Here is a 24,257-nt window from a genome sequence, read left to right as displayed (position 1 = left end):
TCCGACATTCCTAAGCCGATTGCTTCAGCTAGCCACTTACTGCTTATTGCTGGCTGAAACCAAAGCTATATCGCTGGGTTTCTTCGCCCGCAACGTGTCCCTTCCCCCTTGTTCCTTACCCTTTATAACGGATACATATATAAGCAGCCTTATCGGTCACAATTTTTATACCATCCGCTATTTGAGCCTCTTTTCAGTATATCTTTCTGTGACATTCCTGTGTCTTCCTCCCGAGAAACTTGGTTTTAGCGGCCGAAAACTTTATAGTGTCCGAGTTAACAACCTGAGACCGGGCATAATGTTTCAAGATAATCCTTTACTAGCACAACTTAAAAAACAGATTCAGGAAACGCTTCCTAAGAAAGAAGGCAGCATCAAAGCCACTGACCGCGGTTTCGGCTTTCTTGAAGTCGATAACAAAGAAAGTTATTTCATTCCACCGACCTATATGAAGAACGTGATGCACGGTGACCGTGTTATCGCTGTGATTCGTACAGAGAAAGAGCGTGAAGTTGCTGAACCGCAAGAACTGATTGAGCCTTTCCTGAGCCGTTTTATCGGCCGCATTAAACTGATCCGCGACCGCCTGCATGTCGTGCCGGATCACCCGCAACTAAAGGACGCTATCAAGGCTCGCCCTGTTAAAGGTCTGAATCCTGAACTTCTTAAAGAAGGTGACTGGGTAGTTGCTCACATGACCCGCCACCCGCTGGTCGGTGATAACAAAACTTTCTTCTGTGAAGTGAAAGAGAAAATCACTGACAGCAATGACAAAATTGCGCCTTGGTGGGTAACTCTGGCACGTCACGATCTGCCAAATGCAGAACCAGCCCCACAGGAAAGCTGGAGCATGCTGGAAGAAGGCCTGGAGCGTCAGGACCTGACTGATCTGCCATTCATCACTATCGATGGTGAGTCAACCAAAGATATGGATGATGCCATCTATACAGTTGCTCACGAAGACGGCAGTTTTGAACTGACGGTCGCTATCGCGGATCCAACGTCTTACATCACCGTTGGCGACAAGATGGATGATGAAGCCCGTCAGCGTGGTTTTACCATCTACCTGCCAGGCCGCAATATCCCAATGCTGCCACGTGAACTGAGTGACGAACTGTGTTCTCTGATGGAAGGTGAGACCCGTCCGGCTCTGTGCTGTCGTGTCACCATCGATAAAGACGGTGTTATTCAGAACGATATCAGCTTCTTCGCAGCGTGGATCAAATCTCATGGCCGCCTGGCTTATGACGATGTGTCTGATCTGCTGGAAAATGGCCAGTGTGAAGGCTGGGAACCGTCTGACGTCGTGATTGAACAGGTTAAAGCCCTGCATGGTTTGGCCAACGCACGCAGCGAATGGCGCGCCAAGCATGCCGTGGTTTTCCCGGATCGTCCTGATTACCGCTTTGAGCTGAGCGAAGATAACGATGTCATCGCGATTCATACCGATCCTCGCCGTACTGCAAACCGCATGATTGAAGAAGCCATGATCACAGCTAACATCTGTGCAGGCCGCGTGTTGCAAGAAAAATTCGGTCTGGGTGTGTACAACTTCCACAGCGGCTTCAATCCGGAAAAATTGGATGTAGCGATGGAATTCCTGACTAACGCTGAAGCTCCGTTTGAAAAAGACGATCTGCTGACGCTTGAAGGTTTCAGTGCGCTGCGCCGCTGGCTGAACGATCAGGACACTACCTATCTGGACAATCGTCTGCGTAAGTTCCAGGCATACAGTGAAGTGGGCAACAAGCCAGCTCCACACTACGCAATGGGTCTAGATGTGTACGCGACCTGGACATCGCCTATCCGTAAATACGGCGACATGATTAACCATCGTCTGCTGAAAGCGGTGATTTCAGGTCTGGAGCCGGTACAAACGCCAGATGACAGCGTAGGTGAAGAAATTGCAACGCACCGTCGTAACCATCGCATGGCTGAACGTGATGTGGCTGATTGGCTATACGTTCGCCTACTGAAAGATGCTGTTAAAGAAGGTACCGTCTTCACAGCTGAGGTATTCGATATCAACCGTGCCGGTATGCGCGTGCGTCTGCTCGAAAACGGTGCTGCGGCCTTCATTCCTGCTCCGCTTATCCTGGATAACAAAGAGCGTATCGAATGTAACGGCGATCTGGGTATCATTAATATCGACAAAGTGCGCGAATACCAACTGGGTGACCACTTCGAAGTGGTTATTGCTGAAGTTCGTGCTGCTACCCGTCAGCTGGTTGCGAAACCAGTGAAGCAGTACCCTGATCTGCCATCAGACAAGCCAGAAGCTGAAACAACTGCCCCTGCGGTGGAATCTGCGGCGACTGAAGCGTCTGTAACATCAGAAACAACAGAAGCTGAAAAAGCATAATTCGCTGATTCAGAAAAACTGTTCAGAATAATAAGGGTCAGCAGATGCTGGCCCTTATACTTTGTTCAGGGCACATTGATTGTTTTGCTTACCTGAGTTTTCAGGCTGTCATTACGATCCGCAGTGCAACCAATCTGCTTGCCTGCAAACATGATTAAACGAATACGTACAATAACTACGAAAAGAAGTCAGCTATGTCATCAACAACATCAGATCACAACACGGTTCATACTGCCGTCCAGCAATGGCTGGACAACGTCGTGATCGGACTGAACCTGTGTCCGTTTGCCGCTAAGCCACAGCGCAATAAACAAATTAAGATTCACGTCAGTGAGGCTTCAACAGAAAATGATGCGCTAGAAGACATCTACCGCCAGATGCAGGAACTTGATACGACGCCTGTTGAAGACCTTGAAACGACATTGGTTGTCACCCCGAATCTGTTTGAGAGTTTCGATGACTACAATCAGTTTCTCGATATTCTTGATGGCCTACTTATTCAAGCCAGTTATGATGGTATTTATCAGATTGCCAGTTTCCACCCGGACTACTGCTTCTACGGCACGCACCCAGATGATGCAGAGAACCTGACCAATCGCTCGCCCTACCCGATTTTCCATCTGATCCGTGAAGACAGCATGGAAAAAGTTCTGAAACACTATCCTGACCCTGAAGGGATCCCGGAGCGAAACATTGAACGGGTAGAAGCCCTGACACCAGAGGAAGTGGCAACGCTGTTCCCGTTTCTTAAAAAGTAATCCGTATTGATTTGCATAAGCGCCTGTTGGGTTTTATCTCAACAGGCGTTTTTTGTCCCTTGGCTTAGGGCATTGCCTTAGCTGTCTTGACTTAGCTGTCCTGAATAGCGGCTTAAGTGACTTGGCATCTAGGGATCGAGAGCGCATTGCGAGGAATCCACTCAGAAAGCCATTATAAATAGAAGCTCATAAATGACGTTCACAAAAGAAGCACACAGAAAGGCAACACAGAAAACGCGAGCGTGAAATTACAGATATAAAAAAACCCGACCATGGATATCGGGTTCGGTTACTAAGGTCAACTTGCCTTCCCGAAAGAAAACAAGCCCAGCTATGCAGCAACGCCAATATAGATAAGCGCGAATTATTGCTGACGGATCGGCGGCCAAACCAACGTCAGACTCCGGCTTAAAACACTTGCCTAAGTGAACCGACAAGCGTGTTATTATTAAGGTTATTAGATGAGGTACTCAACATACCCCACACAAATTATAATAACAGTCTCAAGCTGAATGGGAAATAAAAAAGACTACAAAACTCATCAAATTTAATACGTTATATTATCAATTTCCTGATAAATCTAATAATAAATCAGCCATCGCCTAACGTTTCATATAATATCGTTTGACCGTATTCATTCTCGTCAAACATTCACTTCAAACACTGAAATCTCATTTTTCAAAACCTGATAGTGACTCAGTTAACTCGCCAAATATAAGCGAATAAACACATAAAAAAGGGCCTGCATATGCAGGCCCTGATGTGCTTTACTTTTTCGCTATTTATTCCAGAAGCCACTCGCTTTACGGAAGACTCGGTTCAAAGGCTGCCGTTAACCTTTCACGCCGCCCGCTGTCAGGCCACCAACCAAGAATTTCTGTGCCAGGAGGAATACCAGGGTGATTGGCAGCGCCGACAATACCGCAGCCGCCGCGAAGTCACCCCACAAGTAGTTCTGAGGGTACAGATACTGTTGCATACCAACAGCCAGCGTGTAGGTGTCGACTTCACGCAACAGCAGCGATGCAACCGGCACTTCCGTTACCGCAGCAATGAACGATAGGATAAAGACCACCGCCAGAATAGGCACTGACAACGGTAGCAGCACCAGACGGAATGCCTGCCATGGGGTTGCCCCATCCAGCGCAGCGGCTTCTTCCAAAGAGTTATCAATCGACTCAAAGTAACCTTTGATTGTCCAAACGTGAAGGGCTATCCCGCCCATATATGCAAATACCACCCCACCATGTGTATTCATACCCAGGAACGGCACGTAGGCGCCGAGACGGTCGAACAGCGCGTACAGAGCAACCAGAGCCAGTACAGCCGGGAACATCTGGAAAATCAGCATCGAGCGCAAAATCATGGTTTTACCTGCAAATTTCATGCGGGCAAATGCATAAGCACACGTGGTAGACAGCGCCACAATACCAATTGCGGTCAAGCCAGCCACTTTCACCGAGTTCCACAGCCAGGTCAGTACCGGGAACGGGGGTGGCGTTACAGAGCCATCAGCATTTTGTACAGCGATACCCAGCGCCAGTTTCCAGTGCTCCAGAGATGGATTGCTTGGGATCAGCTCACCGGATGCGTAGTTACCTTCCCGGAAAGAAATCGCAATCACCATCAGCAGCGGGAACATAATCAGCGCCAGGAAACACCACATACCAATATGGGTTGCCCAAATACGATATTTAAGCGATTTAGGTTGAACCATAGCCATTTTTCAGCACTCCTTACTCTGATTCCAGCTTGGTGAACTTCATGTTGAGCAGTGACAGACCACCAACCAGCAGGAAGATAATTGTCGCGATTGCCCCGGCCAGACCAAAGTCCTGACCGCCTGCACCTTCGAATGCGATACGGTAGGTGTAGCTTACCAGCAGGTCTGTGTGACCAGCAGGAACACTGGTACCAATCATATCCGGCGCACCATTGGTCAGCAGTTGGATAAGCACGAAGTTGTTAAAGTTAAATGCGAAACTGGCAATCAGTAGAGGAATCATCGGCTTGACCAGCAATGGCAACGTAATCTTGAAGAAGTTATCCAGCGGGCCGGCACCATCCATCGCAGAGGCTTCGTACAAGTCATCCGGTATCGCCTTAAGCATACCCATGGCCAAAATCATCATGTACGGGTAACCCAGCCAGGTGTTCACGATGATGATCATAGTTTTCGCCAGGAACGGGTCCGTAAACCACGCCGGGCTCAACCCGAACAGTCCTTGCAGTAGCTGGTTAATTTCACCGAAGCTCTGGTTGAACAGCCCCTTGAAAATCAGAATCGAAATAAAGGCCGGTACCGCATAAGGCAGAATAAGCAAGACACGATAAACACCACGCCCTTTCAATGCTTCCCATGAAACAATCTGAGCCAGAATCACACCAACAGCCAGTGTCAGCACAACGGTCAGCGCCGAGAAAATAACGGTCCAGATGAAAATCTTGAAGAATGGTTGCTGGATACCCGGGTCCGACATAATGCGGGCGAAGTTATCCATACCGATATTCACAATAAAGCCCGGTGCGATCGGTTCACCGACAAAGTTACCGTTATCATCAACCTGCTGGTAGAAACCAATCTCGTAGTTTGGTTTCAGTGTCTTGTCTTCACGGGTGTTGTATAGCGTCTCGCCATCTTCTTGCAACACATACAGCGGCTGGATTTCCGCAAACTGACGCAGACCAGACATTTTCAGCTCTGTACCACCCGGCGTGGCAAGCACCAGGCCACTGATACCGGTCCGGTTCTGAATCACGGTCTTCAGTGGTGCTTGTTCGCCAGCTGGCACATCCACCGGGCGCAGTGCCACATCTTCATCAGTCGGCAGTGCTTTCAAATCATAGAAATCAGTGCTGTACCACTGATCGCCATCTTTCAGGGCGATGCTGAAATTGCCATTCTGCTCATACAGGGAGAAGTTATAGCTGTCGCCGCTCTGGTAAGTGCGCTGCATCAGTACATTCTGCGCACGCTCCAGGTTCAGCTGGTTACTGCCGCTGTAGTTGGTGAATGACAAGCCGACGGTATATAACAGCGGGAAAATGATGAACAAAATCATCCCGGCCACGCCAGGAAAGATATAACGGTGAGCGTAGGTTTGCTTACGGGCAAAAATATACACGCCCAGTGAAGTCAAAACGAGCGTTAACAGGGCGAATGCATACTCACCGCGAGCATACATAAGAATGGTAGCGTAGCCGTTTATAAAACTGACTAACCCTAACGAAGCCCACTTCAACCAGGATTTATGGCTGGCACTTAATTTTGGCTTTGATTGATTTGCCATATCGGTCTTCACAACTGACATATCGGCCGCTTGATGAGACTGCATTAGAGATCCTCACAGTACTTCTGAACAGGGGGAGTCCCCTCCCCCTTTGTGACGGTATAACTATGGAAGCAATTACTTCGTCATACGCTCGGCAACAGTATTCAGTGCATCATCCACTGACTGACGACCTGTTACTACGTTGGTGATTGCCGCTTTTTCGGCATACCAGAAGGCAGACATCTGAGGAATGTTTGGCATTACCTCACCGTTCATTGCGTTATCCATAGTTGCAGCAATACGCTTGTCAGAGCTCAGTTCTTGCTGGAAGGATTTCAGAGCGACCGCACCCAGAGGGGTGTCACTGTTCACTTTAGCCAGACCTTCGTTAGTCAGCAGGTAGTTTTCCAGGAACTCAACAGCCAGATCCTGATTTGGCGACGCCGTGCTGATGCCCGCAGTCAGTACGCCAACGAAAGGCTTGGACGGATTACCGTTCAACTTAGGCAGCAGCGTTACGCCGTAGTTGATACCGGCTTTATCAATGTTTGACCAGGACCAAGGACCGTTGATGGTCATTGCCACATTGCCCTGATTGAAGCCAGACTCAGCAATAGAATAGTCAACATCTGCTGCAATCACACCTTTGTCGACCAGGTTTTTCACGAAGTTCATGGCACGTTTGGCACCTTCGTTATTCACGCCCACGTCTTTGGCATCATAGCCATTCGCTGTGAACTTGAACGCGTAACCACCATCAGCTGCCAGAATTGGCCATGTGAAGAACGGTTCTTGAAGGTTCCACATAATGGCGCGCTTGCCTTTTTTCTGAAGTTCTTTGTCCAGAGCAGCAATGTCTTCCCAGTTCTTCGGTGGGTTGGCAACCAGATCCTTGTTGTAAATCAGAGAAAGTGCTTCAACTGCAACCGGGTAACCCACGTACTTACCACTGTAAGAAACGGCATCCCAGGTGAAATCAACAAACTTAGCTTTGAAATCATCAGAAGGTTTGATTTCAGCCAGCAGGCCAGCCTGCGCATAACCGCCAAAACGGTCATGTGCCCAGAAAATGATGTCTGGGCCGTCACCTGTAGAAGCCATTTGCGGGAATTTCTCTTCCAGCGCATCAGGGTGTGACACGGTTACTTTAATACCCGTGTCAGCTTCAAACTTTTTACCCACTTCTGCCAGGCCGTTATAGCCTTTATCACCATTAATCCAGATGGTCAGTTGACCTTCTTCAATCGCAGCGTGCGCCTGAACGGAGCCAAGAGCAGCAAGGGTACATAAAGTGACTGTGCTGAGGACTTTCTTCATTATTAACATCCTTCGTGATTGTTATTTGCAATGTTGCAGAACCTGACTGCAACAAAATTGTCAGGGTCTATCATCCATATTCAAAAGGCACTGAACATCATCCTGTGCCCTACGCCCCCATCCCCTCTAAGTTGAAAGCGTGATCTTGGTCATCTCGGATGGTGACGCAGATCTAATTATGAGGTGCATTTGTGATTATGCGCACATGGTAACCTGCCGTTTTTTCATTATCGGTGTACAGGTTTATAAAGTGTGATCCATGTACTCCTCCCCCCCTCATCCCCCTTTTTATTTATCAATAAGGAGGATGTTCAGCTTGCCCGTCTGGGTAAAATTGGTTCCATACTCATCGGGGTAGTTGAAGACGCTTTTGACGATTTATTTTTGTTTTCACTGTGACCACTTTATTGGAGACGACAGGGCTACTTTATTTCTTGGGGAAGTAAATGGAGTAGATTGAGTCAGGGTAGCGCTTCATTTCACGTCAGCGATGTGTGATGACGCTACCCCTTTTTTCAACTGCCGTTCAGGATTCTTTACCGGTAAGGTGCAAGCTGAATATCATTGCACCTTGCAGGCAACAACAAACTTAGAGGATAAGCTCGATGACGAGTGTGACTTTACGAAACGTTTGTAAAGCGTATGGAGATAACCTGATTTCCAAGAATGTCGATCTTGACATCGCTGAAGGGGAATTTGTGGTATTTGTTGGTCCATCGGGCTGCGGTAAATCAACCCTGCTACGTTGTATCGCCGGTCTGGAAGACATCACATCAGGTGACCTGTTTATTGGTGAAGAACGCATGAACGACGTGCCGCCCTCTCAGCGCGGAGTCGGCATGGTTTTCCAGTCTTACGCTTTGTATCCTCACCTCAACCTGTTTGACAACATGTCATTCGGGATGAAACTGGCCAAAGCCGATAAGGCTGAAATCAAACGTCGTGTTGACCACGCGGCAGAAATTCTTCAACTCGGACATCTGCTAGAGCGCAAGCCAAAAGCCTTGTCTGGCGGCCAACGTCAGCGTGTGGCCATCGGTCGTACACTGGTTGCACAACCTAACGTCTTCCTGCTTGATGAACCACTCTCTAACCTCGACGCTGCCCTGCGTGTGCAGATGCGTATCGAACTGGCCAAGCTACACAAGCAGCTGGGCTGCACCATGATTTACGTTACCCACGATCAGGTTGAAGCCATGACTCTGGCAGACAAGATTGTGGTACTTGATGGCGGATTTGTGTCTCAGGTCGGAAAACCACTGGAACTATACCATTATCCGCAAAACCGTTTCGTCGCAGGTTTCATCGGTTCACCGAAGATGAACTTCATGAGCGTATTCATTGAAGAAGTGGAAAGTGACCGAGTGATGGTACAAATGGCGAACGGCAAAGCATTCTGGATTCAGGTTGATGGCACGACGGTGACCAAAGGTGACCGCATGTCTTTAGGGGTTCGCCCTGAACACCTGGTGCCTTGCGACGACGGTGATGCCTGCATTGAAGGCCGCGTTTTGGTTGTCGAGAAACTGGGCCACGAGACACAGGTTTACCTGGAACTGGAAGGTGTGGATGCAGACTTCATCTACCGTCAGTCAGACACTCTATCTATCGATTCCGGCGCACGTTTTTCGGTTGGTATTCCTGCGCATCGCTGCCATCTGTTCCATCGTGATGGCACTGCCTGCCGTCGCCTGTATCAGGAAGATGGTGTCTAACGCAGCTAGAGCAGCCTTTATGGTAGATGCCTTGCAAGCACTCGGGTAGCAGGCATTTATCGTTGAACACTGAGTGCTTTAAGCTGTCGGGTCTTTAATTAAGCAACTAAGACCTAATATGCTAGGCCTTAATAGTCCTAGACCTCAATACTCCAAGAGATAAATAATCCAAACGGCCGTTTTTCTAACCGGCCGTTTTTGTTTCGTTCACCTTGGCAGAGTCACTCCGTCAGGTTTACCTCTTCCCCTATCGAGTCCCCAATACAGGATCAACATGGAGCGTACAGTGAACCAATTCTACACTTAATACGTACCCACTTAGGATAATGGGTCTGCCCGTGTCACCATTTTACACCCGGGCTGAGCCCCCCTGATGTTGGTCACTTTGATTGAGGAGCGAGCTATGAACCATCGTGACAGAATCGAAGATCTTGAACAGCGTATCTATTTCGCCTACCAGGAAGGCGACTATCAGCAGGCAAAAATGCTGGAAAATGAAGTGAAAAAGCTTAAAGGTCAAAAAAGTCTGTTTGATAGCAGAGAGCCGTACTCAATTGAAGGAAGGATTTACCCTGACGAATAATGATCCTCCCCAGATAGCGCTACCCGCGTTATAGGTACAAAAAAACGGGCACGTTCAAACGTGCCCGTTTTTTCAGCGTTTTGCTTTCTGTTTATCTAACGTCTTATCTGACTTTACCTTAATGGCCGAACAGTCAACGATCTGCAAAGCGTGTTTTACCTCGCCGTCTCCCGCCACTGCCAACAGGGACAGAAGCTCAGGCTGAGGTTTCCTCATCCTGACGTAGCCCCAGCTTGTCTGCCAGAGGCTCCAATGCTGCGCCCTGCAAGACAACAGAAATCAGAACAATAAAGAACACCATATGCGCCATTTGTTGTGCGCCTTCTACACCCGCCGCAGCCGGAATCAACGCAAACACAATAGGCGTTGCGCCTTTCAGGCCAATTGCGGAAATAAACAGCTTCTTATTGCGCTCAACCTTACGAAACGGCAGATAACTCAGGAATACCGCGGCCGGACGAGCCACAAAAATCAGTGCTATCGCAGGCAAAATTGACGCCAGGGCATCACTGAACAGCTCCTTCGGAAAGAACTGCAAACCCAGAATGATGAACATCAGAGCCTGAGCCAGCCACGACACGCTGTTGAAGAAGTGTCGGCTGACTTCCCGACCCCTTTGCAAATTATTGCCAATCATCACGCCTGATACGTACGACGCGATCAGGATGTTGCCGCCCAGCAACTCGCCGCCATAAGTAGCAATAAAGAAGCAGGCCATCACAAACACCGGTATAAGACCGTATTCTTCAAGTTTGATCGCATTTAGCAGGCCGACACAGATTTTTCCGACAGCGTAGCCCACCAGCAATCCAACCACGACTTGCTGCAGTAGCGTGACCGTGATGGATCCGACGGTAACAGGATCACCAGACATCGCCAGAATACCGGTCAGGATAGTCACCATCAGCAACGCCACCGGGTCATTCGTCGCAGATTCGAACTCAAGTACAGTGTCTGTGTTGTGCTTCAGCTTGAGCTTTTTGGATTCAAGAATCGAAAATACCGCCGCCGCGTCAGTTGATGAAACCACGGCAGCAAATAACAAACAGGCCAGGAAATTGAAATCCGTAATAAAGTACAGCATGCCGCCAAGCAGCACTGTCGTTAGCAGCACGCCAATGGTGGACAGAATACCGCCTTCTTTAAACGCCACCCGAATCGCGCTGGTCGAAGTATTCAGGCCACCCACAAATACAATTACATTCAGGGCAATTGAGCCTATCAGTGAGGTCAGTGCAAGATTATCGTAAATAAAGTTAAATTCCCCGTTACCGAACATCAGTCCGACACCAATGAAAATCAGCAACGAGGGGATACCCAGTGTTTTAGATGGCTGATGCAGCAGGATGCCTAACGCCACCAGACAAGCCATAAGTACAAATGCAATTTGTAAGGTCAATAGAGTTCTCCTAGCCAAGGAAAGTATTTGCACTAGTATATGCTAATAGTGTTAATTTCCGGCAAAGAAATAGACCAAATAATCATTTCAACCTGTTAAAAAACAACTAATTTCGCGCATATTTTTACCATTCGATAATCGGGGAAAAGTCTTACTGGGACTGTCTGACTGTTTCTGTGTCTCTTCGCCTTTTCATCGACTTTTTTCGCTCTTACTCTTCTCAGAGATATTCATCGGTTCAACAATCAGGGGCACTTTTCTCTGTTCTTAATAAACGTGGTGTCTGATGTGATCACGGCAATCATGCTTTAACGTTTTTCTCTCAGTTTCATGCTCCTCTTTCATACTCATCTTAGATGCTCGATTCGCAGACTTGCTGAAAATCCCCTTTATCCGACAAAAGAGCGGCATGATGAATATAAGTCTGGGTTTCCCTCTGAAAACACGCCTGATTTATCCCGTATTTGATCGTGATGAACATCAAGTTTCCACACATTGAACCACAAAATTTTTATGCGATTTTCATCACGATAATTTGCAGTTTGTGACAATGAGCCCTTATCAGACGGCGCCTTACGCCACTTTCTACGCCTCTAAACCTGTGATAATCGTCATGTTAAATTTCTTTCAGCCCGCCTCAAAAGGTTTCAAATTTTGATCTGCACCACAACTTAACCCTAATTTATGCCTCCACCCCATACCAAGGCTACAAAACGTGATCTGGACACTCCTCCTCCCTCCTATCCTCATAGGGAGGAGGGAGGAGGAGGATGTTTATGCGTCAGATGAGGCTCAATATAAACGCATCAGGTAAACACTATGAGTTTCACTGTCGAATTCACGCTTATCTCGGTTTATTTGAGAACGTGACCCTACTGGTCCGGCGGGTTTGAACACAACCCGCCCATTTTACAAATGGATTTCAGGCGGCGGGTTGTATCCGTAAGAAGCCCACCACCTTTTATAAGCAAATAAAAAAATATAACGTTCCATGAAGGAGTTTCAGTAATGAAATTGAACAAGATTTGTCTGACTGCCGCGGCAGTGTCTGCTGCACTGATGTCCACTGCGACATTTGCTGAAAGCGGTGTAGATTTCCATGGTTACATGCGTGCAGGTGTTGGGATCAGCGGTGAAAACGGCGCAAACCTTTCTTACGAGAAAGCCAAAGTTGGCCGTCTGGGTAACGAAAACGACGTCTACGGCGAAATTGGTCTGGGCAAAGAAGTGTACAACCAGAATGGTAAGTCTTTCTACGTTGACTCTATGCTGGCTGTAACATCAAACGGTTCAAACGACTGGGAAGGCACTGGCTCAACGTGTGAGTTCGAATCATCAAACTCCACCATCAACTGTAAAGACGACCTGGGCGTTGCACTGCGTCAGTTCAATGTTCAGGCGAAAGGCCTGTTCAGCGGCGACAAAGAGGCGGTTCTGTGGGCAGGTAAGCGCTACTACCAACGTCATGATATCCACATTTCTGACTTCTACTACTGGGATACGTCTGGTGCAGGTGCCGGTGTAGAAAACCTTTCTCTTGGCGCAGGTAAACTGTCTGTTGCATGGCTTCGTGACGATTCTGGCGATGTGAACGTCAACAATTTCGACGTGCGTTACGCCGGCATCGGTCTGTGGTCTGATGCCAGTCTGGAACTGGGCGTCAACTACGCCATGGTTAACGAAACAGACGCTCAGAAAGTCGGCAACAACTACAACGATGGTGTGATGCTGACAGCAGAAATGACTCAAGGTAACTTCCTGGGTGGTTTCAACAAAACTGTTCTGCAGTACGGCACAGAAGGCTTTGGTGAGCAAATGGCAGGCCTGGGTGCCGGTCACTACTTCAATGCTTCGTCTAACGACGATGCAGAAGGCTACCGTATCATCAACTGGGGTGTGATTGCGCCAGCTAAGAGCTGGGAAATCGGCCACCAGCTGGTTTACGCAAATACCTCATTTGATAACGCTAAAGACCACTCCATCTTCAGTGCTGTGGTTCGTCCAATGTACAAATGGGATGACAGCATGAAGACTATCTTCGAAGCCGGTTACTACGACGAAGATAAATCAGGTGAAGACAAGTCTGGCAGCAAGTTCACTATCGCTCAGGCATGGTCTGCCGGCGACAGCTTCTGGGCACGTCCTGAAATCCGTGTTTACGCTAGCTACCTGTCTGACTACGACAACGACAATGCGTTCGGTGCCGGTAACGACACTGAGTACAACGTAGGTATCCAGGCTGAAGCTTGGTGGTAATCGACTGTCTGGTGGTCACCATCTTGTGATAACTGACCACGACACGTAATACCACAGCCAGTCTCTCCCGAGACTGGCTGTATTTGATTTCATGCTCTATTTCACCGCATGAGCTCAAATACAGCCACATAAAAGGTGTAAAGATAATATGAAAAAACTGCTTCCCCTCTGTATTGCTGCCGCTCTGCTAGGTGGCTGTGCCAGCAATGAGAATATTGTTGATACTTCAGCGTCTGCGGCCCAAGCTGCGCAACGCAATGCCTCACTGGCACAAATTGACTGGAAACCTCTATCGCTGCCATCAGATGTCGCTTTTGAACTTAATACCAAGAGCCAGACCTACTACGCCGCTGACAGTGCCGGCCCGATAGCGGCCTTCAAGGTGCCCGCCAACCGTGGGGCTATCACCCTGAAGCTAAAGAGCTTTGCTAACAACACCATTTATGCTCCGAACATCAAGATTCTTGATCAGAACAACAAGGAACTGGAGAACTATCGCTTTGACCAGTTCGCTTACCAGCCAGCCAAGTTGCTCGACGGCGACCGTGTAGAAGGCGATTTCAGTTTTGTGCCTGCCTACAATACCGATGAAGTCCGTATTTTGGTGTACACCACCCCGCAAGATGTTCAGCAGTCGACTGAGATGCTGCACCCGGCTAAAGCCTATGCCCGTGCGCGCCACACCGTTGAGCCGGATATCCCGAATCCCTACGCACAACACAGTCCATATGGACGGTTTGCCATGCGTATCTCCTCGCCACAGCTCGATAATGCAGCCGTAACCTTCAACAAACCCATCCCCGATCAGGCTCCGGCGATGGAAGAGAGTCGCGGCTATTACTTGAATTCGATCGAAAACGCTGTCATTAATGGAGATATAGATAAGGCAATGAAGCTGCTGGATGAGGCTGAACGCCTGGGCATTAAAGACGCCCGTTCTACCTTCATCAAGGCAGTTGAGAAGCACTAAGCGATGTCTTTGCTGTAATAAAAGGCTGCTTTGGCAGCCTTTATTCGTTGTTCGAGGGAAACATGAACTGGCAATTCGAAACAGGTTCACCACATGATTTAGGTGTGACCCTATCGGAAGAAGGCTGTAATTTTGCTATTCACGCGCCTTCACACCTCCACCTGAATCTGATTATTTTTGATCACGACGACCAGCCCTGCACTATCCCACTATTTGCACATAATCACGGTGTTCACTCTGTCTTTATCCATGACCTTGGCAATGGCGTGAAATACGCGTACCAGGGCAAACAAGGCAATGACATCGTCTGGATTCTGGATTCGTACGCCACTCGCCTGGCAGAGAATCCATTCAGTACGCAAGTACCGGCTGCCGTGACCTATTATCAACCCTTTGACTGGGGCAATAGTCGCCATCCACGCATTCCGCGTGCCAGCACCATCATCAATGAAGTCCATGTCAGAGGCTTCACCCAATCGCACCCTGGTATTCCTGAACATATTCGTGGGACATACCTTGGCCTCTGTCACCCGAGCATTCTGGCGCATTTCAAAACACTCGGGGTGACTACACTGCAACTTCTGCCGATTGCGACCAGTTACGACGAGCCGCATTTACAGGAAAAAGGGCTGACTAATTTCTGGGGATACAACCCACTCAGCTGGTTTGCACCAGATGCCCGCTTCGCATCAGAAGACCCGATTGCTGAGCTGAAACAGCTGGTGAAAACCTACCATGAGCACAACATTGAAATCATTCTTGATGTGGTCTTCAACCATACGGCTGAAGGCGGCGAAGAGGGGCCGGCCTTCCACCTGAAGTTGCTGGACAAGAAGTATTACCTGCTGAACCATGACAAGTCTTTCATCAACTATACCGGCTGCGGGAATACGGTCGATCTTACCTATCAGCCCAGCCTGAACATCGTGTTGGATAACCTCCGGTACTGGGTAAATGAGTTCCAGATTGACGGCTTCCGCTTCGATTTAGCGGCCACACTGGGACGTCATGGCCATTACTTCGCACCCGACAGCGCGTTTTTTAAAACAATAGCGCAGGATCCGGTGCTTAAGCGTATCAAGCTGGTCGCCGAACCCTGGGATATTGGCCCAGACGGCTACCAGCTTGGCCATTTTCCGTCACCGTGGAATGAATGTAACGACAAATTCCGAGATACCGTGAAAAGCTACTGGCTCCGTCGTGACAATAATGTCAGAGAGCTGGCTACGCGAATCATGGGTTCCCGTGATCTGGTCAGTGCGGGGCTCTGGCCGCATAAACTGCCAGTCAATTATATTGCCTACCATGATGGTTTTACCCTGCAAGATCTGGTGTCTTACAACCATAAACACAACATGGCAAATGGTGAACACAACCGTGACGGCCACGGTGATAACCGCTCCTGGAACCACGGCATTGAAGGTGACACCGATAACTATGCCGTACGCTTTCGCCGTGAACGCCAAAAACGAAACCTGATGGCCACCCTGCTCTTCAGTTTTGGGATTCCCCATATTCTGGCGGTTGATGCCTTGTCGCATACCCAAAAAGGGAACAACAACGCATACTGTCAGGACAATGACATCAGTTGGGCTGACTGGACACCGGGTGAGGACAAAGAAGACTTCAAGCGTTGGTTGTCGTGCATGGTTGACGCCCGACAAACCTACATGACACCGTTTATACAAGCCTTCAGCGGCCACGATCGCGGTCGTCACCGGGTGAACTGGTTGCGTTCAAACGGAACGCCAATGAATGCCGATGACTGGCAACACATCGAAGCGTTTGCATTAACCCTAGGACTGGATAAACACGGTGATGAATTGATGTTTCTGTTTAATGGCTCTGAGATTCCGACCCGGTATCGTCTGCCCGAAAACAGCCGTTGGAAAATTATTTGTGATACCTCTGAACTGGCAGTGTGCAGCCGGGAGATTCAAACCACCTATATGCAAAGCGCCCATTCGATGACGATACTTTGTCGGCAATCTGCTTCAATAGACACCTGATGGAGATGTGCGGTAAAACGGTATCAAACAGAGCAAGCTGACACAAAAGAAGCCTGTTCCTGCTCTGATGTCGTCAAGTCCCTCAAAACATCAGTCCGGCGTTACTCGCCGGGCTGATGGCTGATGAGAAACACTACCTGGTTCATACTTCCTGATTGATATCTGAGGGAGTCATCCGTCTTTGTGCTAAGCGCACAAGATACGACGGGATGCAGGCTTCAGAGCCATTGAAGAAAAGAGATTGTAACACCGTTTTCGCCGATCAGAACGGACTGTCTTTGTCGAGCTCAGTACAAATACTGGATACGGCCAACGCCAGCGCCGAGCGGATAACTTGCTCTTGTCGTGCCAGTTGCATCTGATAAAACGCAATATCAGTATCATCATCCGGCGGCAGAATATCGAGCTGCACCACGCCCATCTTATGTACCACTTTGAGCGTTTTAATCGGCTCCAGAATAGCCGGATCAGTAAATCCGTAGTCCTGACTTTCCTTATTGAGGAAATCCCGCAAGCGGATGATTGCATCCATGTCATCGTAGACATCATGGGAAACGACGCCAAGACCAAACAACAGTTTCAGTCTGACGGTCAATTCCCCTAACGGCCCTGCACTCCCGAGCAACGGTTCGACGACAGATTTCACCGCGAAATCATCCTTCCGAAAAATGCGCTGCACAAGGGCATCAACAGCTTCTTCGAAAATTTCCACCGTAGAAATGAAAAATCCCCGAGCTGTCGGCGCCTCACTTAGCCTTTCAAGAATGTCTGATTCCTGGTCACTCTGTGCCATAACAACTGTCTTCTCTAAATAAATCAGGAGGGTAACAGGGGAAGGACCTGCGCCCTTCCCGGCCTTCCTGATGCGTTTCAATGTCACGTTGACAAATCAGGGTGAAATATCGAACGCGGTTATCTACCAAGCAGTTAACTACCAAGGCAGTTAATTACAAGGTCTGGTAAATCGCTTCGATTTTTTCTGCCTCCTGACTGTCAGCAGACAATCCCGTGTACTGTGCCAGTGCGGCTCGCAACCCTTTTTCCCGAATAACCGTCTGAAGCTCTACTGCTTGCGGATCGGTGTTATTGGTGTATTTCAGCGCGGCAGCAATGCCTTTCAGCAACGTACCGTTTTCCGTACCGTATTCAATTGTACCGAGTAATGGTTTGATTAATCTATCATTTTCTCCGAGTTTACGAATAGGTTGACGACCGACCCGATCAATTTCATCTCGCAAGTAAGGATTGGCAAAACGGGACAAGATTTTTTCGATATAAGCATGGTGCAGTGCTCGGTCAAAACCGTAGCGACGAATCAGCACTTCTCCGCTCTCCTGCATGGCTGTTTTTACTTCAGCTCTGATCTCAGCATCTTCGATAGCATCACGTATTGTCTGATGCCCTTTCAATGCACCGAGGTAGGCGGTAATAATATGACCGGTATTGAGGGTAAACAGCTTACGTTCGACAAAAGCCATCAGGTTATTCGTGGTTTCCATGCCCTCAATGGCCGGAATCTCGCCTTTAAACTGATCTTTATCGACAATCCACTCGCTGAAGCTTTCTACAGTCACCTCCAGCGGGTCATCATTGGCCGCTTCAGCAGGCGGAACAATACGATCAACCGCTGAATCTACGAACCCAACACACTCATCGGCCTGCTGGTGATAGATCTTATTGAGATGCTTGTACACCTCCAGCTTGAGATGGCTGGTGCCACGAACCATATTCTCGCAGGCAATAATGTTCAGCGGCTGGTTGTTACCGGCCTCAAACCTATGGGTCAATCCCGTCGCAATGGTTTTTGCAATCAGATCCAATACGTTTGGGCCGACGGCGGTGGTCACCAGATCGGTGTGAATGATCTGCTCAATCACAGCCGGACTGGCCGAGTTGACCGCGGTTACATGGGTAACCGTGTCAATTTTACATTCACTGCCTACTACTTTCACTTTATAGGATTGCTGGTGAGAAAGTTGATCCACCAGCGGCTCATTCACGTCAGCAAAGGTGACCGCGACATCCGCATCTGCCAATAATTTACCGATGAAACCTCGACCAATGTTACCTGCGCCAAAATGTACTGCTTTCATATTCAAATCCTTCCACATCAATGCATTTGTCATCACTCTCAATCTGCTAGAGAGTGAGTGAGGTCGGACAGCAACAGGGGCCGACCTCAGATTTACTCAATTAACCGTCAACAGCCGATCAGGCAGCCTGCTCACCCGCAAGAATGCGCAGTACTTCACTGGCATCACGGGTCTGAGTCAGCCTCTCGATGGCATCTGGGTCGTCCAGAGCATTGGTGATGGTGGTAATAACTTGAATATGTTCATCATTTTTTGCGGCAATACCAATAACCAGTTTGGCGACGTCGTCTTCATCCTCGGTGAAGCACACACCTGATGGGTACTGGCAAATTACAATACCGGTTTTAATGACACGGTCTTTAGCTTCGACGGTACCGTGTGGCACGGCAATGGACTCGCCAAGGTAAGTCGGCACCATTTTTTCTCGTTCGAACATCGCGTCCACATACTCTGGTTCCGCGTAGCCTAACCGAACCAGTTGCTCACCGGCATAGCGAATCGCGTCTTCCTTGTTGCCAGCCTGCAACCCAAGGTGGATGTTTTCCGCCTGAATCTGGAAGACCTGCGGCTGTTGTGCCTCATTGCCGCTATGTTGCTCAGCGCTGTCAGCGTTAAAGCCGTCATCCTTGTTAAAGCAATCATCATTGGCGGCGACCGGTGAAACATTCACCATATTGGCATCATTCGCCGCTTCTGGTCTGGTAGCAGCCAGAATGCTGGTCACTAGGTCATTGTATACCTGGCTGTCCAGGAAGTTTGTCAAAGAAAGGTGTTTGGCATGGGCCGCATGCTTACGCGCGCGATCCGTCAGATCTTTATGAGTAATCACGATATCTACCTCTTGCGGTAAGCTATTAATGGCACAGTTAGTAACGCTGATGTTCAAACCGGCTTCCTGCACTTTTTTACGTAGCAGGCTTGCCCCCATCGCGCTGGAGCCCATCCCGGCATCACACGCTACAATAATGCTGCGCACATGAGCCAGATTGATATCGTCTTTTCGATTAGCCGTTACATCGGCTGGTTGTCCTTTAGCACTTTCTTTCATGCCCTTCATTTGTGAGGTGGCTTTCGCCAGTGACGTCCCGTCATCTTCTTCAGACTCACGTTGCGTTTTCAGCAGTACCGATGCAACAGTGAAAGACACAGTGGTAGCGGCAATAATTGACGCAATCACTCCCACGAATGAGGCCTTGGGTGTCATCAGCAGTACCGCAAAAATAGAGCCCGGTGATGCCGGTGACACGATACCGGCGTTGAACATTGTCAGGGTAAACACACCCGTCATCCCGCCCGCAATAACCGCCAGAATCAGACGTGGATTCATCAGAATGTACGGAAAGTAAATCTCATGAATACCACCAAAGAAGTGGATGATGGATGCACCGCCAGCGGTTTGCTTCGCCGTGCCACGACCAAATACCATGTAAGCCAGTAACACACCCAGACCAGGCCCCGGATTTGCCTCAATCAGGAAGAAGATAGACTGGCCCATCTCATTGGCTTGCTGGATACCAAGTGGAGAGAAAATTCCGTGATTGATGGCATTATTCAGGAAAAGGATTTTTGCCGGCTCAACAAAAATGGAGGTCAGTGGTAATAATCCGGCATCAACCAGGAAATTAACACTGGCCGCCAACCCGCCTGACAACACTTTCACGAACGGGCCAATCATGAAAAACGCAACAATGGCGCAAATCATCCCTATCAGACCCGCAGAGAAGTTGTTCACCAGCATTTCGAAACCGCTTCTGACCTTCCCTTCAATAGCTCGGTCAAATCGTTTGATGGCCCAACCGCCCATCGGGCCGACAATCATGGCTCCCATGAACATAGGGATGTCTGTTCCGACAATCACCCCCATGGTGGTTACGGCACCGACAACAGCGCCCCGTTCGCCACCCACGAGTTTACCACCGGTATAGCCGATCAGCAGGGGCAGTAAATAGGTAATCATCGGACCGACAAGTTTGGCTAACGTTTCATTCGGCAGCCAGCCGGTAGGAATAAATAGGGCGGTGATAAAGCCCCATGCAATGAATGCCCCGATATTGGGCATGACCATGTTAGATAGGAATCGACCAAAATTTTGTATTTTGATCTTGGCATCTGGTGATATCATAGTGAACCCCCCGTTTGATGTTCTGTTTTGTCTTCTGTTGTAGGAAACGGTTCGCCAAAACCGTCGGTTGCTTCGAACACACCCAATCTACCACAGAATTTCAAAGCGGAACTGATAACGGGTTTTTCGTGACACCCGCCTCACTTTCACCCTCTCCAAGCCATTTTTTAGCGACCACACTTACAAATCCGAAATGAAACTTTCATACATTTAAAACCAATCAAAAATGTCAACATTAAATTAAAAACATAGATCACACTTAATGAAAGTACACACATTAATCACCTAGTGATGTAAATCACATTAACTGAATTTCAACACCCTTACAGAAACCAATAAAGTGATCGTTATCACTATCAATGATTATTTCACGGCTCGAAGTAATTGATACTCTTATCAGAGAGTGACGATATGTAAATTTATTACATGAAAGGACGGGACATGATTCAGGAAGAAATTCAGACTAGATTACGAAGCATAGAATATGATTTATAAATCGAAGTGCATTACACGCAATTATTTACAGGCTCGCAATGCCTGCGAAGCCCCTCCCCCTCCTCTGCCAGCGCGAACAACGAAGATAGCGCAGACCCCATAAAATACAGAAACAGCCCAAATAAAAAAGCAGGCATTTCAATAACACCTGCTTTGTTAGATGAGTTTTTATCTTATGACATTAAGCGTTGGCTTTACCGCTTATCTTGTGGCTATGGATAAGCGGCTTATTTACTTTCCACATCCAGTACACCACGACGAATCTGATCCAGTTCGATCGATTCAAACAGTGCCTGGAAGTTACCTTCACCAAAGCCTTCGTTACCTTTACGCTGGATAATCTCAAAGAAGACAGGGCCGATAACGGTATCAGTGAAGATTTGCAACAAGATACCGGTTTCATCACCATCAATCAGGATTTTCAGGTTTTTCAGTTTAGCCAGATCTTCATGATGACCAGGGATGCGCTTATTCACAGACTCATAGTAAGTATCAGGTGTATCCATAAAGAGCATTCCGCCCTCTTTCAGCTTGGATACTGTCGCAAAAATATCGTCAGTGCTCAGTGCAATATGCTGAATGCCCTCACCATTGTATTGATCCAGATACTCTGCAATCTGCGATTTGTCGTCACTTGATTCGTTGATTGGAATACGAATTTTTCCACATGGTGCCGTCATAGCACGCGACAGCAAGCCCGTCACCTTACCTTTAATGTCAAAGTGGCGAATTTCACGGAAGTTAGCAATGCGCTCGTAAAAGCTTGCCCACAAATCCATGTTGCCGCGTTTCACGTTATGGGTCAGGTGATCAATTGTCTGAAGCCCTGCGCCAACCGCCTGTAAACGTTCTTGGTAATCCGGGTAATAATCAAAGTCAATTTCATAGATATCATGTTGACCATAACGATCAACCAGATAGATCAACGATTCACCAATACCGTAAATCGCAGGGATGTTCAGTTCCATCGGACCTGCTTGTGCTGCACAAGGCGTTGCACCCTGAACAACTGCGTATTCAAGCGCAGCCTGAGAATCAGCAACCCGGAAAGCCATTGCGTTGACGCTTGCACCATGCACACCAGCAAAACCTGACGCCTGAGACTGCTCTTCACCATTGATGATGAAGTTGATGTCTCCCTGACGGTAAAGCCATACCGATTTATGTTTGTGCTTGGCGACTTCAGCGAACCCCATTTGCGAAAACAGATGTTTAAGGTTTGCAATTCCTTCAGGAGTTGGTGCTGTGTATTCCACAAACTCAAAGCCGTCCGTTCCTAGTGGGTTCTCGATCATCTCATTCATCCTTTTCAGAGTTAATGCTACGGGCTTTAACTGCCCTTCTTCTCCTATAGGATTAGCAGCAACCCAATTGGAAGAGAAATCTGAGCCCGCAAATGATGTTAATTATTTGTAAACACCTTTCGTAAACCCACCTTGCCAAATAATCTGGACTCAGCGCTATTCCACGTACGGCGTTGTAAATAACTGCCTGATCACAAAACAATCATCCTGTTCATTCTCTCTCACAGTTTGCCTTTCCACTTGTTAACAAAACCATCTAAATTTATAGGTACCTGTTCTTTTTCAGTATCCGACAGGCGAACATACGAGGTCAGCAATGTCAGTCAAAAAGCGCGATCAACTTCGGCTTCCCAAACAGAAAAAGCCCGCCACTCCTCTTACCCCTTCGGCGGAAATTTACCTGCCTACCTATCACTTTTTATTGAATGAATTTCAGCACGCCCGTCGCCACGAAAAAGGCATTCTGGAAGACAGTGATGAGGAGTTTATCCATCAGTACCGGATTGCTTTGCGCCGCTGCCGGGCTCTGATCAGCTTACTGAAACCACTGTTTTACAAGCCGCAACGCGATATGCTGAAAAACGAACTGAAAACGCTGATGCTGCGCACTAACTTGATCCGCGACCTGGATGTTTTCCTGCTTAACATGGAAAACTATTTTTTCCTGTTAGATCATAAGTATCATAAAGGTTTGATTAGCTTTTTTGACGGCCTACAGGATAAACGTCTGAACAGCCTGACAGAGCTCAAAGTATGGTTGCAGTCAGAAAATTATGAACAACAATGTCAGCTAATTATTGGACTGCTGAAAGAAATGAAAGAGCAGCCCCGTGACGCCGGAAAAGTCGAAACCCACACCATTGCCCACGACACTCTGTGGCTGCACTTTAAGCAGGTCGAAAGTTATTGCCTGGAGATAACGCCAAAGTCACCGGATACCAACATTCATGCTTTACGCATTGAATGTAAAAAGCTGCGCTATTTGCTGGAGTATTTTGCCCCAGTTCTGCCAAAGAAGGCCGCGAAACAACAAATTACCCATTTAAAATTACTGCAGGATACGTTAGGCAATTTCAATGATTCCTCAGTACAGCTGGCTTTTTTACAGCATTATAACCGCAGCCAGAAATCACCGGCATTTCAGCACAAGGCCATCGACGAACTAATCCGGGAAACGGAAAGCAAACACCAGCATGATAAAAAGGAAACCATTGAACAGATTAATATTTTTCGTAAATCCAAAAATCTCGACCTTTTCTACCAGCTGTACGAAAAACACAAGAAGTAAATTTCAGTTCATTTAGCTGTCGCTTCGCATATTTCGTCATACACGTTACTTCGGAGAACGACTTATTTGGTACGCAATGGTTAGGGTGTCAATTTCAAATCCTAACTCACCATAGCGTGTGTTTCTGTCAAAACTATTTTACGGTTGAAATGATCCTTTAGTCACAATGGTTGCCGAGATAATCTTTTTTTCCTTGTATCAAATAACTGATGCTTACATCAACAGCCAACCTAGCTGTACATAGCTTTTTTGCTCTGGGATTTTTTTGCACTCGGTTTTATTTAAACGTATCTTTATTTACACGTAGCTTTATT

At 48.0% G+C, this 24,257-nt stretch carries 16 protein-coding genes; 8 read left to right on the top strand and 8 right to left on the bottom strand.

What is annotated here, in order from left to right:
• Positions 1 to 298: 298 nt before the first annotated feature.
• Both FH974_RS18370 and FH974_RS18365 read left to right on the top strand, forming a co-directional pair.
• Complete coding sequence (locus FH974_RS18370; protein WP_207104062.1) at positions 299 to 2,362, top strand: exoribonuclease II; 2,064 nt, start codon at positions 299 to 301, stop codon at positions 2,360 to 2,362.
• 194 nt (positions 2,363 to 2,556) lie between these two features.
• Positions 2,557 to 3,120: a DUF1415 domain-containing protein gene (locus FH974_RS18365; protein ID WP_207104061.1), complete on the top strand. Its 564-nt coding sequence runs from the start codon at positions 2,557 to 2,559 to the stop codon at positions 3,118 to 3,120.
• 832 nt (positions 3,121 to 3,952) lie between these two features.
• Here the strand turns inward: FH974_RS18365 and malG are convergent.
• The 3 genes from malG to malE all read right to left on the bottom strand — a co-directional run bounded on the left by malG (position 3,953) and on the right by malE (position 7,709).
• Positions 3,953 to 4,843, bottom strand: coding sequence for a maltose ABC transporter permease MalG (gene malG / locus FH974_RS18360; protein ID WP_047884595.1), 891 nt, complete (start codon positions 4,841 to 4,843; stop codon positions 3,953 to 3,955).
• Positions 4,844 to 4,856: 13 nt separating this feature from the next.
• Entirely contained in the window at positions 4,857 to 6,410 is a 1,554-nt protein-coding gene (gene malF / locus FH974_RS18355; RefSeq protein ID WP_242551992.1) for a maltose ABC transporter permease MalF, read from the bottom strand.
• Positions 6,411 to 6,527: 117 nt separating this feature from the next.
• Positions 6,528 to 7,709: a maltose/maltodextrin ABC transporter substrate-binding protein MalE gene (malE, locus tag FH974_RS18350; protein WP_047884596.1), complete on the bottom strand. Its 1,182-nt coding sequence runs from the start codon at positions 7,707 to 7,709 to the stop codon at positions 6,528 to 6,530.
• Between the two features lie 605 nt (positions 7,710 to 8,314).
• On the opposite strand from malE, the gene malK reads away from it, so the two are divergent.
• Both malK and FH974_RS18340 read left to right on the top strand, forming a co-directional pair.
• Positions 8,315 to 9,424 carry a maltose/maltodextrin ABC transporter ATP-binding protein MalK gene (malK, locus tag FH974_RS18345; protein ID WP_047884597.1) on the top strand — a complete coding sequence of 370 codons (1,110 nt, stop codon included), beginning with the start codon at positions 8,315 to 8,317 and terminating at the stop codon, positions 9,422 to 9,424.
• 403 nt (positions 9,425 to 9,827) lie between these two features.
• Positions 9,828 to 10,007 (top strand): hypothetical protein, encoded by a 180-nt coding sequence (locus FH974_RS18340; protein ID WP_047884598.1) that lies wholly within the window; start codon positions 9,828 to 9,830, stop codon positions 10,005 to 10,007.
• A gap of 196 nt (positions 10,008 to 10,203) precedes the next feature.
• Here FH974_RS18340 and FH974_RS18335 read toward each other — a convergent pair whose 3' ends face one another.
• A complete protein-coding gene (locus FH974_RS18335) occupies positions 10,204 to 11,406 on the bottom strand; it encodes a potassium/proton antiporter (protein ID WP_047884599.1) in 1,203 nt (400 codons plus the stop codon).
• A gap of 1,014 nt (positions 11,407 to 12,420) precedes the next feature.
• Between FH974_RS18335 and FH974_RS18330 the strand changes: the two genes are divergently transcribed.
• From FH974_RS18330 to FH974_RS18320, 3 genes are all read left to right on the top strand, one after another.
• On the top strand, positions 12,421 to 13,662 hold the full coding sequence (locus FH974_RS18330; protein ID WP_047884851.1) for a maltoporin: 1,242 nt from the start codon (positions 12,421 to 12,423) through the stop codon (positions 13,660 to 13,662).
• A 148-nt stretch (positions 13,663 to 13,810) separates the two neighbouring features.
• Positions 13,811 to 14,632: a MalM family protein gene (locus FH974_RS18325; protein ID WP_047884600.1), complete on the top strand. Its 822-nt coding sequence runs from the start codon at positions 13,811 to 13,813 to the stop codon at positions 14,630 to 14,632.
• A gap of 62 nt (positions 14,633 to 14,694) precedes the next feature.
• Positions 14,695 to 16,641 (top strand): glycogen debranching protein, encoded by a 1,947-nt coding sequence (locus FH974_RS18320; RefSeq protein ID WP_047884601.1) that lies wholly within the window; start codon positions 14,695 to 14,697, stop codon positions 16,639 to 16,641.
• A 262-nt stretch (positions 16,642 to 16,903) separates the two neighbouring features.
• Here FH974_RS18320 and FH974_RS18315 read toward each other — a convergent pair whose 3' ends face one another.
• From FH974_RS18315 to hppD, 4 genes are all read right to left on the bottom strand, one after another.
• A complete protein-coding gene (locus FH974_RS18315; protein ID WP_047884602.1) occupies positions 16,904 to 17,434 on the bottom strand; it encodes an MltR family transcriptional regulator in 531 nt (176 codons plus the stop codon).
• Between the two features lie 154 nt (positions 17,435 to 17,588).
• Entirely contained in the window at positions 17,589 to 18,734 is a 1,146-nt protein-coding gene (locus FH974_RS18310) for a mannitol-1-phosphate 5-dehydrogenase (protein ID WP_047884603.1), read from the bottom strand.
• A gap of 118 nt (positions 18,735 to 18,852) precedes the next feature.
• Positions 18,853 to 20,856, bottom strand: coding sequence for a PTS mannitol transporter subunit IICBA (locus tag FH974_RS18305; protein ID WP_047884604.1), 2,004 nt, complete (start codon positions 20,854 to 20,856; stop codon positions 18,853 to 18,855).
• 722 nt (positions 20,857 to 21,578) lie between these two features.
• Entirely contained in the window at positions 21,579 to 22,655 is a 1,077-nt protein-coding gene (gene hppD, locus FH974_RS18300; protein ID WP_047884605.1) for a 4-hydroxyphenylpyruvate dioxygenase, read from the bottom strand.
• A 316-nt stretch (positions 22,656 to 22,971) separates the two neighbouring features.
• Here hppD and FH974_RS18295 point away from each other — a divergent pair, with 316 nt between their 5' ends.
• Positions 22,972 to 23,943 carry a CHAD domain-containing protein gene (locus FH974_RS18295; protein ID WP_207104060.1) on the top strand — a complete coding sequence of 324 codons (972 nt, stop codon included), beginning with the start codon at positions 22,972 to 22,974 and terminating at the stop codon, positions 23,941 to 23,943.
• Positions 23,944 to 24,257: the final 314 nt, after the last annotated feature.

It is taken from the genome of Photobacterium ganghwense, assembly GCF_017329545.1.
Lineage (GTDB): Bacteria > Pseudomonadota > Gammaproteobacteria > Enterobacterales > Vibrionaceae > Photobacterium > Photobacterium ganghwense.
The sequence above is the reverse complement of the archived record's forward strand: the minus strand, read 5'-3'. Positions and strand labels throughout refer to the sequence as shown.

Bases quoted from the DNA above. Each gene is read 5' to 3' on its own strand.
- malK (WP_047884597.1), top strand. From the start codon at position 8,315: ATGACGAGTGTGACTTTACGAAACGTTTGTAAAGCGTATGGAGATAAC.
- FH974_RS18365 (WP_207104061.1), top strand. From the start codon at position 2,557: ATGTCATCAACAACATCAGATCACAACACGGTTCATACTGCCGTCCAG.
- malF (WP_242551992.1), bottom strand. From the start codon at position 6,410: ATGGCAAATCAATCAAAGCCAAAATTAAGTGCCAGCCATAAATCCTGG.
- FH974_RS18340 (WP_047884598.1), top strand. From the start codon at position 9,828: ATGAACCATCGTGACAGAATCGAAGATCTTGAACAGCGTATCTATTTC.
- malE (WP_047884596.1), bottom strand. From the start codon at position 7,709: ATGAAGAAAGTCCTCAGCACAGTCACTTTATGTACCCTTGCTGCTCTT.
- FH974_RS18295 (WP_207104060.1), top strand. From the start codon at position 22,972: ATGTCAGTCAAAAAGCGCGATCAACTTCGGCTTCCCAAACAGAAAAAG.
- hppD (WP_047884605.1), bottom strand. From the start codon at position 22,655: ATGAATGAGATGATCGAGAACCCACTAGGAACGGACGGCTTTGAGTTT.
- FH974_RS18305 (WP_047884604.1), bottom strand. From the start codon at position 20,856: ATGATATCACCAGATGCCAAGATCAAAATACAAAATTTTGGTCGATTC.
- malG (WP_047884595.1), bottom strand. From the start codon at position 4,843: ATGGCTATGGTTCAACCTAAATCGCTTAAATATCGTATTTGGGCAACC.
- FH974_RS18325 (WP_047884600.1), top strand. From the start codon at position 13,811: ATGAAAAAACTGCTTCCCCTCTGTATTGCTGCCGCTCTGCTAGGTGGC.
- FH974_RS18370 (WP_207104062.1), top strand. From the start codon at position 299: ATGTTTCAAGATAATCCTTTACTAGCACAACTTAAAAAACAGATTCAG.
- FH974_RS18310 (WP_047884603.1), bottom strand. From the start codon at position 18,734: ATGAAAGCAGTACATTTTGGCGCAGGTAACATTGGTCGAGGTTTCATC.
- FH974_RS18315 (WP_047884602.1), bottom strand. From the start codon at position 17,434: ATGGCACAGAGTGACCAGGAATCAGACATTCTTGAAAGGCTAAGTGAG.
- FH974_RS18320 (WP_047884601.1), top strand. From the start codon at position 14,695: ATGAACTGGCAATTCGAAACAGGTTCACCACATGATTTAGGTGTGACC.